16 protein-coding genes (1 of these 16 cut by a window edge) are annotated in these 12,849 nt (G+C 73.6%); 9 read left to right on the forward strand and 7 right to left on the reverse strand.

Annotated features, from left to right (window positions below):
- A protein-coding gene (locus ACZ5D2_RS23650) for an AMP-binding protein (RefSeq protein WP_468931844.1) crosses the window boundary here: on the reverse strand, positions 1 to 463 show its 5' portion. It extends 284 nt beyond the left edge of the window; the window shows 463 of its 747 coding nt (coding positions 1-463); the start codon lies at positions 461 to 463; its stop codon lies off the left edge, out of view.
- Between ACZ5D2_RS23650 and ACZ5D2_RS23655 the strand changes: the two genes are divergently transcribed.
- On the forward strand, positions 396 to 911 hold the full coding sequence (locus ACZ5D2_RS23655; RefSeq protein WP_468931737.1) for a hypothetical protein: 516 nt from the start codon (positions 396 to 398) through the stop codon (positions 909 to 911). The two genes, ACZ5D2_RS23650 and ACZ5D2_RS23655, sit on opposite strands and share 68 nt — an antisense overlap.
- Before the next feature lie 50 nt (positions 912 to 961).
- On the opposite strand, the gene ACZ5D2_RS23660 is transcribed toward ACZ5D2_RS23655, so the two are convergent.
- On the reverse strand, positions 962 to 2,623 hold the full coding sequence (locus tag ACZ5D2_RS23660; RefSeq protein ID WP_468931740.1) for an alpha/beta hydrolase: 1,662 nt from the start codon (positions 2,621 to 2,623) through the stop codon (positions 962 to 964).
- Between the two features lie 150 nt (positions 2,624 to 2,773).
- Positions 2,774 to 4,633: an AMP-dependent synthetase/ligase gene (locus ACZ5D2_RS23665; RefSeq protein ID WP_371678102.1), complete on the reverse strand. Its 1,860-nt coding sequence runs from the start codon at positions 4,631 to 4,633 to the stop codon at positions 2,774 to 2,776.
- Positions 4,634 to 5,045: 412 nt separating this feature from the next.
- Between ACZ5D2_RS23665 and ACZ5D2_RS23670 the strand changes: the two genes are divergently transcribed.
- Positions 5,046 to 5,780 carry an LppU/SCO3897 family protein gene (locus ACZ5D2_RS23670; RefSeq protein WP_468931744.1) on the forward strand — a complete coding sequence of 245 codons (735 nt, stop codon included), beginning with the start codon at positions 5,046 to 5,048 and terminating at the stop codon, positions 5,778 to 5,780.
- 216 nt (positions 5,781 to 5,996) lie between these two features.
- On the opposite strand, the gene ACZ5D2_RS23675 is transcribed toward ACZ5D2_RS23670, so the two are convergent.
- Together ACZ5D2_RS23675 and ACZ5D2_RS23680 are read right to left on the reverse strand one after the other, a co-directional pair.
- Entirely contained in the window at positions 5,997 to 6,947 is a 951-nt protein-coding gene (locus tag ACZ5D2_RS23675; RefSeq protein ID WP_371678100.1) for a DUF1648 domain-containing protein, read from the reverse strand.
- Entirely contained in the window at positions 6,944 to 7,291 is a 348-nt protein-coding gene (locus ACZ5D2_RS23680) for a GntR family transcriptional regulator (RefSeq protein WP_266839684.1), read from the reverse strand. The genes ACZ5D2_RS23675 and ACZ5D2_RS23680 overlap by 4 nt, the downstream gene beginning before the upstream one ends.
- A gap of 154 nt (positions 7,292 to 7,445) precedes the next feature.
- Between ACZ5D2_RS23680 and ACZ5D2_RS23685 the strand changes: the two genes are divergently transcribed.
- The 5 genes from ACZ5D2_RS23685 (at position 7,446) to ACZ5D2_RS23705 (ending at position 9,947) form a co-directional block, all read left to right on the forward strand.
- Entirely contained in the window at positions 7,446 to 7,973 is a 528-nt protein-coding gene (locus ACZ5D2_RS23685) for an RICIN domain-containing protein (RefSeq protein WP_468931748.1), read from the forward strand.
- Positions 7,974 to 8,104: 131 nt separating this feature from the next.
- On the forward strand, positions 8,105 to 8,479 hold the full coding sequence (locus ACZ5D2_RS23690) for a VOC family protein (protein WP_371678098.1): 375 nt from the start codon (positions 8,105 to 8,107) through the stop codon (positions 8,477 to 8,479).
- Positions 8,480 to 8,692: 213 nt separating this feature from the next.
- Positions 8,693 to 9,106, forward strand: a complete 414-nt coding sequence (locus tag ACZ5D2_RS23695; RefSeq protein ID WP_371678097.1) for a hypothetical protein — start codon at positions 8,693 to 8,695, stop codon at positions 9,104 to 9,106.
- 49 nt (positions 9,107 to 9,155) lie between these two features.
- Positions 9,156 to 9,455 carry a hypothetical protein gene (locus tag ACZ5D2_RS23700; protein ID WP_371678096.1) on the forward strand — a complete coding sequence of 100 codons (300 nt, stop codon included), beginning with the start codon at positions 9,156 to 9,158 and terminating at the stop codon, positions 9,453 to 9,455.
- Between the two features lie 72 nt (positions 9,456 to 9,527).
- Entirely contained in the window at positions 9,528 to 9,947 is a 420-nt protein-coding gene (locus ACZ5D2_RS23705; protein WP_468931752.1) for a hypothetical protein, read from the forward strand.
- A gap of 10 nt (positions 9,948 to 9,957) precedes the next feature.
- Here the strand turns inward: ACZ5D2_RS23705 and ACZ5D2_RS23710 are convergent, their stop codons facing one another.
- Positions 9,958 to 10,821 (reverse strand): helix-turn-helix domain-containing protein, encoded by an 864-nt coding sequence (locus tag ACZ5D2_RS23710; RefSeq protein ID WP_468931755.1) that lies wholly within the window; start codon positions 10,819 to 10,821, stop codon positions 9,958 to 9,960.
- 327 nt (positions 10,822 to 11,148) lie between these two features.
- Positions 11,149 to 11,571 (reverse strand): ATP-binding protein, encoded by a 423-nt coding sequence (locus tag ACZ5D2_RS23715; protein WP_468931758.1) that lies wholly within the window; start codon positions 11,569 to 11,571, stop codon positions 11,149 to 11,151.
- A 154-nt stretch (positions 11,572 to 11,725) separates the two neighbouring features.
- Between ACZ5D2_RS23715 and ACZ5D2_RS23720 the strand changes: the two genes are divergently transcribed.
- Together ACZ5D2_RS23720 and ACZ5D2_RS23725 are read left to right on the forward strand one after the other, a co-directional pair.
- Complete coding sequence (locus ACZ5D2_RS23720) at positions 11,726 to 12,601, forward strand: helix-turn-helix domain-containing protein (RefSeq protein ID WP_468931761.1); 876 nt, start codon at positions 11,726 to 11,728, stop codon at positions 12,599 to 12,601.
- Positions 12,598 to 12,789 (forward strand): DUF397 domain-containing protein, encoded by a 192-nt coding sequence (locus tag ACZ5D2_RS23725; RefSeq protein ID WP_371678090.1) that lies wholly within the window; start codon positions 12,598 to 12,600, stop codon positions 12,787 to 12,789. Before ACZ5D2_RS23720 ends, ACZ5D2_RS23725 begins: the two co-directional genes overlap by 4 nt.
- Positions 12,790 to 12,849 lie beyond the last annotated feature (60 nt).

Raw genomic sequence — 12,849 nt, forward strand, 5'->3', positions numbered from 1 at the left:
ATGCCCGCCGTCCCGTTGAATCGCATCCCGAGTGCGAGGGTGCCGGGGTTGCGGTCGCCCGGTCCATGGCTTCGGCCAAGCCGGGATCGCGGGTGCTCCCGCGCAGATGAGGTCCTGGCTGACAGGGCCTGCCCGTCCGGCCGGGGCCGGCGGCGTACAGGGCCTCGACCTCGGCGGCGCAGCGTGCGGCCACCGCCCGGCGGCGCAGTTTCAGGGTCGGGGTCAGCGTCCCGTCGGCGACCGAGAGCTCCCGTCCGGCACCCGGAAGGACGACCGGACGGCCGACCGTTCCGGGGCGGACGGGTCCGGGGCGGTTGAGGCTGACCACCCCGCCGGACTCGGTCATCCCGTAGCCCCCGAAGACCCGGATGCCGCAGGCCCGCAGGAAGTCGAGGGTGGCGGAGGCGGTCGGGGCGCCGCCGGTCGGCGTCGGGGAGCCGGCCGTCGGCCGCCGGCGCCCCAGCCGTACGGCCTCCCTCGAACCGCTCCCGGCCGCGCTCGGTCCCCTCGGCCAGGGCCGGCACCACCGCGTGCACCTTCTCGACCAGGCGCGGCACGGACGGCAGGTGGGTGGGCCGGGCCTGCGCCGGCTCCGCGACCACGTCCTCCACCCGGCCCCCGAAGTAGCAGAGCTCCCCGCCCCGGAGCGGGGTGGTGAACTGGATGAGCTGCGCCAGCGAGCGAGAACCTGCGCGGCCTTCCCGGAGCTGAGGCTCGACTCCTACCTCAACCCGGAGGGCCGGGCCCTCGTCGCCGGGATGAAGGAGGACTGCGTCGCCGTCGACGCGATCGCCGGCTCCTTCAAGCGGATCTCCGACCTCACCACGCGCGACCCGCTCGCGCAGCCGGACTGGCGGGCCCGCCTGGACCAGAGCCTGCTCGGCGGGACCGCCCCGGCCGCGCCGGTGTAGCAGTCTGCCGGCCGCCGCGCCGCGAGACCCGCCGTCCGCCCCGCCGGGGGTCACTCCCCGGCGGGGCAGGCGGGCGTTCCGTGCGGGAGGCGGCCGTCGGTGAGGAAGGCGTTCACGTGGCGGCGTACGCAGGCGGAGGTCCCGTAGCCGGTGTGTCCGTCGCCCTTGTGGTCCACGATCACGGCCGAGCCCAGCCGGCGGGCCGTCTCCTCGGTCCACTCGTACGGGGTCGCCGGGTCGCCGCGGGTGCCGACGAGGAGCATGCGCGGGGCGCCGGGGTGGTCGATCCGGCGGATGAAGTCGGTGCCGGCGGGGCGTCCGTAGCAGGCGAGCACGGTTCCCAGCTGGCCCGGCCCGAAGACCTCCGACACCGCGCGGAACTCCGGCTCCAGGTCCCGGATCTCCCGCTCGATGGCCGCCGGGGCGGCCCGGTCTTCGCTGCGGTCGGGGTCGTCGGCGCAGTTCACGGCGGTGAGGGCGGCCTCGGCGTTGTCGGCGGGGACCGTGGCGTGCCCGTCGCCCGCGTCGGGCACCGGGCCGGTGGGGCCGCCGAGCTGCATCAGCCCGACGGGGTCGTGCCGCCGCTCGGCCAGGGCGAGGGCGTCGGCGAGGGCGGGCCAGGCGGCCGGCGCGTACAGGCCGGTGGCGATGGCGTCGGCCGCGTCCTGTCCGGTGAACCAGGAGCCGTCGTCCCCGATGAGCGGGTTCCGGTCGAGCCGCGCGACGAGGTCGTCGACCCGTTCCTTGGCGGTGCGGGCGCTGGTGCCGTAGACGCAGCCCGGACGGTGGGCGCACCAGGCGAGGAAGCGGTCGAGGGCGCGCTGGCGGCCGCGCGCCGAGGCGAGGGCCTGTTCGGCGAGCGGTTCGCCGAGGGTGTCGACCCCGTCGAGGACCATCCGGCCGGTGCGGTGCGGGAACAGGGCGGCGTAGACGGCGCCGAGCCGGGTGCCGTAGGAGAAACCGAGGTAGTTGAGCTTCTTGTCGCCGAGCGCGCGGCGGATGGACTCCATGTCGCGGGCCACCTGGACGGTGCCGACGTACGGGAACACGGGTCCGGAGTGCAGGGCGCAGCGGCGGGCCACGGCGCGCAGGGCGGCGAGCTGGGAGGCGGCGTCGGCCGGGACCCGGTCGCCGACCTCCTGGGAGCCGCCGCAGGAGACGGGTTCGCTGAGGCCGACGCCGCGGGGGTCGAAGGTGACGAGGTCGTAGCGCTCGCCGAGCTTCGCGAAGGTCTCGGGGTCGGCGGCGAGGGAGGTGGTCCCGCGTCCGCCGGGGCCGCCGAAGTTCAGCAGCAGCGAGCCGAGGGGGTGCCGGCCGGGGGCGGTGGCCGGGATCCGGGCGAGGGCCACCCGGATGGTCCCCTTGGCGGGGTCGTCGTGGTCGAGGGGGACGGTCACGGACCCGCACGTCATGCCGTCGGGCACGGGCTTGTCGGGGCAGTCCCCCCACCGTATGGACCCCGCTGCGGGGGACGGGGTGCCGGATCCGCTCCCGGAGCCGGGGCCGGGGCCCGCCCCGAGGGCGGAGGCCAGCACGACCGCACAGGCCGCGGCGGCCCCACGCGTACGCAGCCGGGCGCGGACGGGGGTACGGGGGCGGCCGGGCGCGTCGGTACGGGAACGGCCGGGCGCGTCCGTATGGGAACGGCCGGGCGCGTCCGTATGGGAACGGCCGGGGCCGTGCGAGCGGGTACGGCGGTGGGAACGGTGCACGGCACCCTCCTCGGGTGACCCCCCGGACCGGTCAGCCCAGCTCACACTAAGCGCGCCCCGCCCCTCCCGCCCCTCGGCCGCCACCGGAGGGGTTGCCCCCGGCCGGGGACGGTCCGGGGCGGTCCGGGGCGTGCCCGGCCGGGGTCCGCCTCACCGCTCCCTGCGGTACAGCTCCTCGATCTCCCGCTCGTAGTCCCGCGCGACAGCGCCCCGCTTGAGCTTCATCGACGGCGTCAGGTGCCCGCGCTCCTCGGTGAAGTCCCCTGGCAGGACGGCGAAGCGGCGTATCGATTCGGCCCGCGAGACCAGCGCGTTCGCCTCGTCGACGGCCCGTTGGAGGTCGGCGAGCAGGGCCTCGTCGGTGAGCAGCTCGCGGATCGGCACCCCCTGCTTCTTGTGCATCTGCCGCCAGTGCGCCAGCCCGTCCGGTTCGAGGGTGATCAGGGCGGTGACGTACGGCCGGTTGTCGCCGACGACCATGCACTGCCCGACGAGCGGATGGGCGCGGAGCCAGTCCTCCAGGGGGGCGGGGGCGACGTTCTTGCCGCCGGAGGTGATGATCACGTCCTTCTTGCGGCCGGTGATGGTGAGGTACCCGTCCGCGTCGAGCTCGCCGATGTCCCCGGTGGCCAGCCAGTCGCCGGGCTGCTGCGCGGCGACGTTCCAGTAGCCGGCGAAGACGTGCGCCCCGCGCAACAGCACCTCCCCGTCGTCGGCGATGCGCACCGCCGTCCCCGGCAGCGGCCAGCCGACGGTGCCGAGCCGGGGGCGCAGCGGCGGGGTGACGGTGGCGGCCGCGGTCGTCTCGGTGAGCCCGTAGCCCTCGAAGACCTCGATCCCGGCGCCCGTGTAGAAGGCGGCGAGGCGCCGGCCGAGGGGGGAGCCGCCGCTGAGGACGTAGCGGACGCGGCCGCCTAGGGCGGCGCGGACGCGGCGGTAGACGAGCGGGTCGTACAGGGCGTGCGCGGCCCGCGTGCCCATCGGGGGCCGTCTGCCCTCGCTCTGCGCCTCGCCGACGCTCTGGGCGATGCGGGAGGCCCGGTCGAAGGAGGCGCCCTTGCCCATCTTCTCGGCGGTGGCGCGGGCGGTGTTGTAGACCTTCTCCAGGACGTAGGGGATGGCCAGCAGGAAGGTCGGCTGGAAGCCGGCGAGGTCGGCGAGGAGGTCCTCGGTGGTGATGCTCGGCGCGTGTCCGAGTTTGACGCGGGCCCGCAGGCAGCCGACGGCGACCATCCGCCCGAAGATGTGGGACAGCGGGAGGAAGAGCAGGGTGGAGGCCGGGTCCTCGCTGACCGACTTGAAGACCGGGTGCAGCAGCTCCACCGCGTTGTCGACCTCGGCGTAGAAGTTGGCGTGGGTCAGCACGCATCCCTTGGGCTGCCCGGTGGTGCCGGAGGTGTAGACGAGCGTGGCGACGGACTGCGGTGTACGGGTGGACCTGCGGGCGTGCACGATCGCGTCGGGCAGGTGCTCCCCGGCCTTGACGAGCCGGGCGACCGCCCCGGTGTCGAACTCCCACAGGTGCGCGAGCCAGGGCAGGTTGGCGCGCTCGGCGCTGATGATGCGGGCCTGCGCGGTGTCCTCGACGGCGCAGGCCACGGCCCCGGAGTCGTGGATGATCCAGCGCGCCTGGAGGGCCGAGGAGGTGGGGTAGATCGGTACGGTCACCAGCCCGGCGGCCCAGCCGGCGAAGTCCAGCAGCGTCCACTCGTAGGTGGTCCGGGCCATGATCGCGAGCCGGTCGCCCTCCTGGAGGCCCTCGGCGATGAGCCCCTTGGCGACGGCGAGCACCTCGCGGGCGAACTCGGCGGCGGTGACGTCGCGCCAGGTGCCGTCGGGCTCCTTGCGGGCGAGTACGGGCTCGTGCGGGGCCTGGCGGGCGTTCTCGAAGGGGAGGTCCCCGAGCGAGCCGCTCACCGGCATCCCGGCGAGGGCGGGGACCGCCACCTCGCGCACCACCCCGGCGACGGTCGTCTTGAGGGGCTCGACCAGTTTCGGCTCGGCTTCCACGGCTGTTCTCCTCGGTCGTTCCGGGGTTACCGCCGGTAATCTACGCACGGGTAACGACCCCGAACACCCCCCGGACCGCTTCTTCACCCACCTCCCACCCCCTGCCCACACCCACCGGGGAGAATCGGCACCCCGTCCCCCCGCCCCCCTCCTGCTGGAGGACCCGCTGCTGGACGCGTACTTCTACGACGGCGACCTGCCGCACGCCGCCCTCACCCGGCCCGCGGCGGCCAGCCGTGGCCCCCCTGCCCGCCTCCCCCGAGCGGGCGGACTTCATCGCGGCCCACGGTCGGTAACCACCTGGCAACGGCCTGCCGGAACGCCTGCGTCAGGCCTCCCCCACTGGGCAGAATCCCCCGCGGGGGCCCGGTCGACGGCTTCCGCACGCCCGTCCACCGTGAGGAGTCCGCCGGTGTCTCCGCAGGAAATCCAGTTACCGCTCACCCCACAGCAGGCCGCCGAGGGCACGATCGTCACCGTCCCCCTGCCCAACGGCACGGCCCGCCTGCGCATCCCGCCGTCGCGCGACGGCGACCTGGTCCGCGCCCGCTTCGGCGAGAACGAGGTGCTGCTCCGGGTCCGGGTCACACCGACGGGGGCGCCGCCCGCCGCACCCGCAACGCCGAAGAAGTCGAGCCCACTGGGCTGCCTGCTCGGGCTGGGCGTCGTGGCGGCCGTGATCATCGCCATCGTCGTGACGAACGACGGCAAGGACGACGACTCGAAGAACACGGCCTCCCACACCCCCACGTACTCCGCCCCGACCACCCGGGACCCGTACCCGACCCCCACCGACACCTACGCGCCGAGCACTTCCCGCCCCACCCTCCCCACCCTCCCTGCACTCCCCCTCCCCACCCCCACCACGGAAGCCCCCACCCCCTTCGACAAGGGCACCTGCCTGAACGGCCGGCTCCCGGACTCGGAGACGGCCCAGCGGGTGGACGACGTCAAGGAGGTCTCCTGCTCGGCGTCGGACGCGCACTACAAGGTGATCCAGAGGTTCCCGTTCTCCTCGGACATGGAGCAGTGCAAGAGCAACCCCGACACCGAGTACGCCTTCTCGTACCGCTACACGCTCAACGGAAGCGTCATCAACCAGTACGTGTACTGCCTGATCGGCCTCGGCTCCTACTCCCGCTCCTGACGCCCGGACTTCCCCGCGACCCCTCAGCGGGGACCCGCCTCGGGGCTGCGTCCGCACTCGCACGGGGCCGGCCCGGTGACGCTGGGGCTCGCGACGTGTCGCGGGGCGGCCGGGCGACTCCGCGGCGGACGGGGCCGTCCACCGGCTGGGCGTCGACCGGGTTCGAGCCGTCCGGTGGGCCACCGCCGCAGCGCTGCGCAAGCGGGACGGGGAGGGTTAACGCCGTTCCGCAAGGAGGGAGTTGAGCAGCGCGGCCCCCCGCTCCGCGTCGTCCACGCTGACCGCGAAGTCCCGGCCCTTCGCGCGGATGACCAGGCATTCGCCGCCCCGCAGCATCACCGTCGTGCCCAGGCCGTTGATGCGGTAGCCCCAGCCGCCCGCCCGGGACGGGGTGCGGTGTTCCGTGCGGGCCGATTCGATGTCGCGCGCCGCCCAGCGTCGTACCGGCAGCCCCAGCGGGCCGAAGGCCACCTCCAGGCCGTCGCCCGTCACCCGTGCCCGGACCGACGAGCAGAGCAGCACGGCCAGGGCGGCGAAGCCGGTCGAAGCGACCAGCCCCCACGCCGCCGCGTCGGCCAGCCCGGACAGGGCCGACAGCGCGCCGGCCACCGCCACCAGGCCCAGCACGGCACCGGTCAGCCGCAGCCACGGGTTGCTCTCGCGGGAGAGCCAGACGAGCCGTTCGCCGTCCGGGATCTCCATCCGGGGCCCGGCGGAGGGGGGTTGCGCCCCGGCCGCGCCCCGGCGGCCCGCCAGCGCCCCGCCGACCGCCGCCAGTACGGCCGCCACCACGACCCCCGCGACCCACGCCGTCACCGACCCGGCCTGCCGCCAGTCCGCCCGGTCCAGGTTGGCCCGTACGATCGCGGCCTGCCCCCCGGCCAGCCCCACCCCGGCGCCGGCCAGCGTGCCCGCGACCCAGCCGCCGCCCGGCCCCGCGAACCGCCGGCCGAGGACGACGCCCGCCACGAGGACCGCCCAGATCAGCGCCGGGAACAGCGCCGCCGCCCACAGCGGCATCGAGCCGTCCGGGGCCCCGGAGCCCGCCGACCAGTGCGTGGCCAGCCGGTCCGGCAGCCGCCCGCTCGCGGCCACCGGCATCCCCACCAGTAACACCAGCACCCCCGCGGCCCCTCCGGCCACGCCCCACCCCGTCCGCTGCTTCACGGCAACTCCCTGATCATCTCGATGAGATCGGCCTTGCTGTACCCGAGCCGCGCCCCGTCCTCCACCAGTCCGCGCACGCGGTCCAGCAGCCCCGAGCGCCCGCCCGCCCCCTCCGCGACGGTCACCCCGCGGCCCCGCCGGAACTCCAGCAGCCCCTCGTCGCGCAGGACGCGCAACGCCCGCAGGACGGTGTTGGCATTGACCCCGAGCGCCCCCGCGAGGTCCCGCGCGGGCGGGATCCGGTCTCCGGGCGCGCATTCGCCGTCGGCGATGGCGCGCCGGAGGGCTCCCGCCACCTGTTCGTGGAGGGGACGCGGGTCCGCGGTGTTCAGCCTCAGCAACATGGTGCTAGTGACCGTAGCACCATCGCCACCATGCCACCACGCGATCAGACACGCCGACGGCCGGACGGCGGGTCTCCGGGATTGTCAGTGGCCGGACATAAGGTGATCTTCGTAGCGGTGAGAAGTTCCACCGCCCAAGAAATACGGGGTAGTTGTGACCATTTCTCGTCTGTCCGCGCTGCGCACCGCAGTGCTCGGGGCCGCCGGTTCGGCCCTGCTCGTCGGCGCGATGACCGTGCCCGCCCACGCCGACGGCTCCTACACCGTCGTCCTGCGCAACGGCGCGAGCGGCAAGTGCCTGGAGGTTCCCGGCGGCAACTTCAACAACGGCGCGCCCGTGCAGCAGTGGGACTGCAACGGCGGCAGCAACCAGAAGTGGACCGTCATCTACGGCAACGGCTACTCGCAGATCGTCAACGTGAGCACCAAGAAGTGCCTTGAGATCGCGGACTGGAGCAAGAGCAACGGCGCCGTGGCCCGTCAGTGGGACTGCCACGGCGGCGCCAACCAGCAGTGGGTCGTCGCCGGCATCGACCAGGCCGGGCAGACCCAGCTCCGCAACAAGAACAGCTGGATGGTCCTGGACGACCCGGGCTCCAGCCCCTACAACGGCCAGCAGATGATCCAGTGGCCCGAGAAGCGCGGGGCCGCGAACCAGGCCTGGACCGTCGGCTACCGGTAAGCCGCGAGCGGCACCGAGCCGCCCCGAGGCGCACCGAGGCGTCCCCGCCCCACGGCGGGGGCGCCTTCCCCCGGCCACCCGGCCCGAATCTCCGTGGACAGCCTCCGCCCGGGCGGCCGATAGTGCCGCTCATGAGTTCTCTCGTGCGCCACGTGACCTTCGACTGCTCCGACGCCTACGCCCTGGCCCGCTTCTGGGCCGGGGCCCTGGACGGCTCCCTCGCCGACGACGACCACCCGGGCGACCCGGAAGCGCTGGTGACCGCGCCCGGCACCGCCCTCCTCTTCATCACCGTCGCGGACGCCAAGACCGTCAAGAACCGGGTACACCTGGACCTCCAGCCACAGGACCGCACCCGCGACGAGGAAGTGGAGCGGCTCCTCTCCCTCGGAGCCACCGTCGCGGGCGACCACCGCAACCCGGACGGCACCGGCTGGGTGACCATGACGGACCCCGAGGGCAACGAGTTCTGCGTCGAGCGCAGCGCCGCCGAGCGCAAGGCCTGACCGGCCCCCTCGGCCCTCGCCCCTGCCCCCGCGACCTGCCGGAACTGCCCTGCCGGACCTCCCGGTCCACGCGGCCGCTGCTTCTTCGGGCAGCCCTTCCCGCAGGCACCCGCCACGCGCCGGAAGGGGCCGCGGACCGCCCCTAGGGTGAACGGGCGTACGGGAGCCGACCGACCAACGGTTACCGACGTTGCACAGAAGGGCTGTTCCAGCATGAAGAAGTTGAAGGCCGTCATCCTCGCGGCCGCCGCCGTCGCCGGACTGACCGTCGCCGCCACACCGGCACAGGCGTCCACGTGCGAGGCGGGCGGCGGAGGCCTCTACATCTGCGAGTACGGGGTCACCAAGCACGCGCTCCCGGGCGGCGAGAAGGAACAGTTCCTCGTCGGCACCGACAACGCGATGTGGACGCGCTTCACCACGGCCGGCAAGTGGAGCGGCTGGGTCTCGCTCGGCGGCCCGGTCAAGAGCAAGATCTCGATCCAGGAGCGCCCCGACCCCGACCACCCGTACGCGATCACCATCTACGCCACGGGCCGGTGGGACAAGGCCTGGGGCCAGACCCGGCTGGCGCCGGGGCTGGAGTGGACCCCGTTCGACTGCCTGAAGTGCCCCGAGGCCGAGTAGGAACGGGCGGGCCACGGCGGACGTGCCCCCCATCCGGCAGTCTGGAGCCATGAGGCCCTGGAACACCGCCACCGAACGCGCCCTGCGGGGTCTGCTCAACGAGTGGGACCCGATCGGTGTCGCCGACGCGGTCGACGACGAGTACGACTGCCTGCTCGCCCCTCTGCTCGGGCGGCTGTGCAAGGGCGCCGACCGGGCGGAGATCGAGGCGTTCCTCCGGCACGAACTGGAGGACCACTTCGGCATCAGTCCCGCACTCCAGCGCACCGACGCCGTGGCGGGCCGCGTGCTCGACTGGTGGGCGTCCGCGCGTCCCGTGCCGGGAGACGGACCACAACCCATGCCCTGACGTGCGGTCAGGACGACCGGCGTGCGGGGGAACCGGCCGGCCGGCGGCTCCCCGCACATCACCGAAGGACACATGCGCACCATGAAGAAGATCAAGGCGGTCGTTCTCGCGGCTGTGGCCGTAGCCGGACTGACCCTGGCCGCCGCACCCGCGGCGCAGGCGTCCACGTGCGAAGCCGGCGGCGGGGGCCTCTACATCTGCGAGTACGGGGTCACCGACCACGCGCTCCCGGGCGGCCACAAGGAACAGTTCATCGTCGGCACCGACGAAGCGATGTGGACGCGCCACAACATGGACGGCGAGTGGAGCGGCTGGGTCTACCTCGGCGGCGTGTTCCGGGGCAAGATCTACGTCCAGGAACGGCCCGAACCCGAATACCCGTACGCGATCACCGTCTACGCCGAGGGCCCGGGGGGCAAGCCCTGGGGCACGAAGCGGATGGCCCCGGGCCTGAAGTGGACCCCGTTCTTCTGCATGCGGTGCGGCGGGTAGCAGCGGGCCGCTACGCCGCGTTCGCGTCCGTCGGCCCGCCGGGCGGCGGGCAGTCGCGGCAGCGGCCGGGGGCCGGGGCGCGGAAGGCGCGTTCGCAGTCGTCGCAGGTCTGGAACGGATCGGGCCGCCGGGCCTGAGGCGCGGGGGCCGGGGCCTCCGGCATCCGCGGCGGGATCCCGGCCCGCAAGCGGTAGCCGATCACCGCGGCCGGACTGCGCAGGTCGGCGGGCAGGTCCCCGGTGAGCGCGCGCCGTACCGCCTCCGGATCGGCGCCCCGGTCCAGCCAGGCGGTCACCTCCGGCGCGAGCCGCAGTACGTCGCGCTCCGCGAGCAGCAGCCGGGGGTCGTCGACCCGCAGCCGGACGAGCAGGTCCACGGCCTCCTGCCGGGCGGGGGCCGGGGCCTCCGGCGCTTCTACGGGTACGGGTCCGGGGGCCGCCACCGATGGGGGCGCGGGCTCCGGAGCGGGCACGGGCTGCGGCTCCGCCACCGGCGCGGCCACGGCCATGGACTCCCGCACGGGCCCCGACTCCGGCTCCGGTACGGGTGCGCGGTCCGGCGACGGCGGATTCGGCGGGTCGGGGTGCGCGCCGGGCGTCCGGGGCCGGTTGTAGGACACGGTCCGGCTCACCAGCCGCCCGTCCTCGGTCCGTACGCGGCTGCGCTCCAGGTACCCGTGGGCCTCCAGCTCCCGCAGGGCGGTGGCGATCCGGATCTCCCCCTCGGGAAACCGGCCGACGAGCGCCTTGATGCCGACCTTGGAACCGGCGGGCAGCGACTGGATGTGCAGCGCGAGACCGATCGCGACCAGCGACAACGCCCGATGCTGGGCGAGGTGGTTGCCCACCACGGTGTAGTGATCGGTGTGCTGCACGTTGACGTGGACGACACCTGGAGGGGCGGTTCCGACGCGATGCCGGGACGCGGCGCGCGAGGGCGCGCTAGGGTGCTCAAGAGCCATTGGGAAGGGTTCGACTTCCTAGTTGGTCAGGCCCTCGCCCGGGATGCCCGTCCCGGCGGGGGCCGTCTCATGTCTGATGTTGTGGGGCGAGCACATGCCCGCCAACCCTCCCGAAATCCAGCCGAGTTGGCACAGTTCACCCGTGTGAGTGAGCGGGGAGCCGGAGGGGTGGGTTGGTTGGATTTACCCCGGTACTTAGGTAGGTATACGTCGAGGAACGCCGGGTCCCGACCGTCCGCGTCACGGCCCCAGCCCCCCACCGGGCAGGTCCAGTTCCGCCCACACCGCCTTGCAGGGCGCCGCCCCCTCCTCGACCCCCCACCGGTCGGCCACGGCCGCCACCAACACCAGCCCCCGCCCGCCCTCCGAGCCGGGGTCCGCGTCGCGGGCACACGGGATCCGGTCGCCGCGCGCGTCGACGACCTCGATCCGCAGCACCCGCCCGGCCAGGCTCAGCACCACCTGGAAGTTCCGCCCGGGAACCCGCCCGTGGGTGACGGCGTTGGCGGCGAGCTCCCCCACCACCAGCCCGACCGGCCCGCTGTCCAGCCCCCAGGCGAGCACCTGTCCGACGGCGAGCAGCCGCGCCTGCCGGGCCCCTCGGGGCGCAGCGGGCAGGAGCACCGCGAACCGGGTCGCGGAATAACCGATGTGAGTATTCACGTCACTCAGCGTGGACGGCCGTGCGTACCGTGTGAAGCGGAAACGCCTCCGCGTCGGGAGTCTGTCCCGCGCTCGTCCGGTGCTGTCCCGGCTGTCCGCGAAGCCCTGCGGGGAGGGGCGTTGAGGAAATCGGCACGTCCTGAGGAGGGCACGCATGAGCGTGGACGGTGACGGCGCGGAGGCGGAAGCGGAAGCGGAGGACGCGAGCTGGGAGGTCGACCCCGACGACGAGCAGGGCATCGCGGTCCTGGCGGCGCTCGGGCGCCAGCTGAAGGTCTGGCGCGAGGAGGCGGGCATGCGGGCCGCCGACTTCGGCACGGCCGTCGGATACGGGGAGGACCTGGTCCGCAAGGTCGAGTCGGGCAAGCGGATCCCGCGCCCGGAGTACCTGGACAGGGCGGACGAGGTCCTGAACGCGGGCGGCAAGATCTCCGCGATGAGGGCGGACACGGAACAGGTCCGCTACCCGAAGAAGGTGAGGGACCTGGCGAAGCTTGAGGCCAGGGCCGTTGAGATCGGCGTGTACAGCATCCATGTCGTTCACGGCCTGTTGCAGACACCCGAGCATGCTCGCGCTCTCTTCGAGATGCGGCAGCCCGCATATGGACGGGACGAAATCGAAGGCTTCGTAGGCGCACGCATGGCACGCCGATCCGTCTTTGACCGCGAACCGGGTCCGGCACTCACCTTCGTCCAGGAAGAGGCGTCCCTGCGCCGCCCCATCGGAGGCACAATGGTGTGGCGGGCACAGCTCGAACGCCTCTTGGCGGTAGGCCGGTTGCGAAACGTGGCCCTCCAGGTGATGCCGGCTGACCGCGAGGTACACGCCGGGATGGACGGCGGGATCGAAGTGCTCAAATTCGAGAACGGTACGGCGGTGGGCCGCTCGGAAGGGGCGTTCGCGGGGCGTCCGGTCTCCGATCCGAGGCAGCTCCGGATCCTCGAACTGCGCTATGGCATGATCCGAGCCCAAGCGCTGGCACCCTTGGAGTCTCGGGACTTCATCGAAGAACTGCTGGGAGAAACGTGATCCACAACCCCGGGTTCGACTGGTTCAAGAGCAGCTACAGCAGCGGCAGCGAAGGCGACTCCTGCGTCGAAGTGGCGAACGCCCCAGCCGCAATCCACGTCCGCGACTCCAAGGACACCACGCTGCCCCACCTCACCTTCACCCCCCACGCCTGGACCGGCTTCCTCCCGCACGCCTCCGCCCGCTGAAGCCCCCGGCCGCCACCCCGCAGGGGAACGCGGCCGGAACGGCGGCATACGGCGTGCAAC

This window comes from Streptomyces sp. NPDC031479, assembly GCF_055581065.1.

Coding starts and splice junctions, on each gene's coding strand:
- ACZ5D2_RS23680 (WP_266839684.1), bottom strand. CDS start 7,291: ATGTTGCTGAGGCTGAACACCGCGGACCCGCGTCCCCTCCACGAACAG.
- ACZ5D2_RS23690 (WP_371678098.1), top strand. CDS start 8,105: ATGAGTTCTCTCGTGCGCCACGTGACCTTCGACTGCTCCGACGCCTAC.
- ACZ5D2_RS23695 (WP_371678097.1), top strand. CDS start 8,693: ATGAAGAAGTTGAAGGCCGTCATCCTCGCGGCCGCCGCCGTCGCCGGA.
- ACZ5D2_RS23700 (WP_371678096.1), top strand. CDS start 9,156: ATGAGGCCCTGGAACACCGCCACCGAACGCGCCCTGCGGGGTCTGCTC.
- ACZ5D2_RS23705 (WP_468931752.1), top strand. CDS start 9,528: ATGCGCACCATGAAGAAGATCAAGGCGGTCGTTCTCGCGGCTGTGGCC.
- ACZ5D2_RS23720 (WP_468931761.1), top strand. CDS start 11,726: ATGAGCGTGGACGGTGACGGCGCGGAGGCGGAAGCGGAAGCGGAGGAC.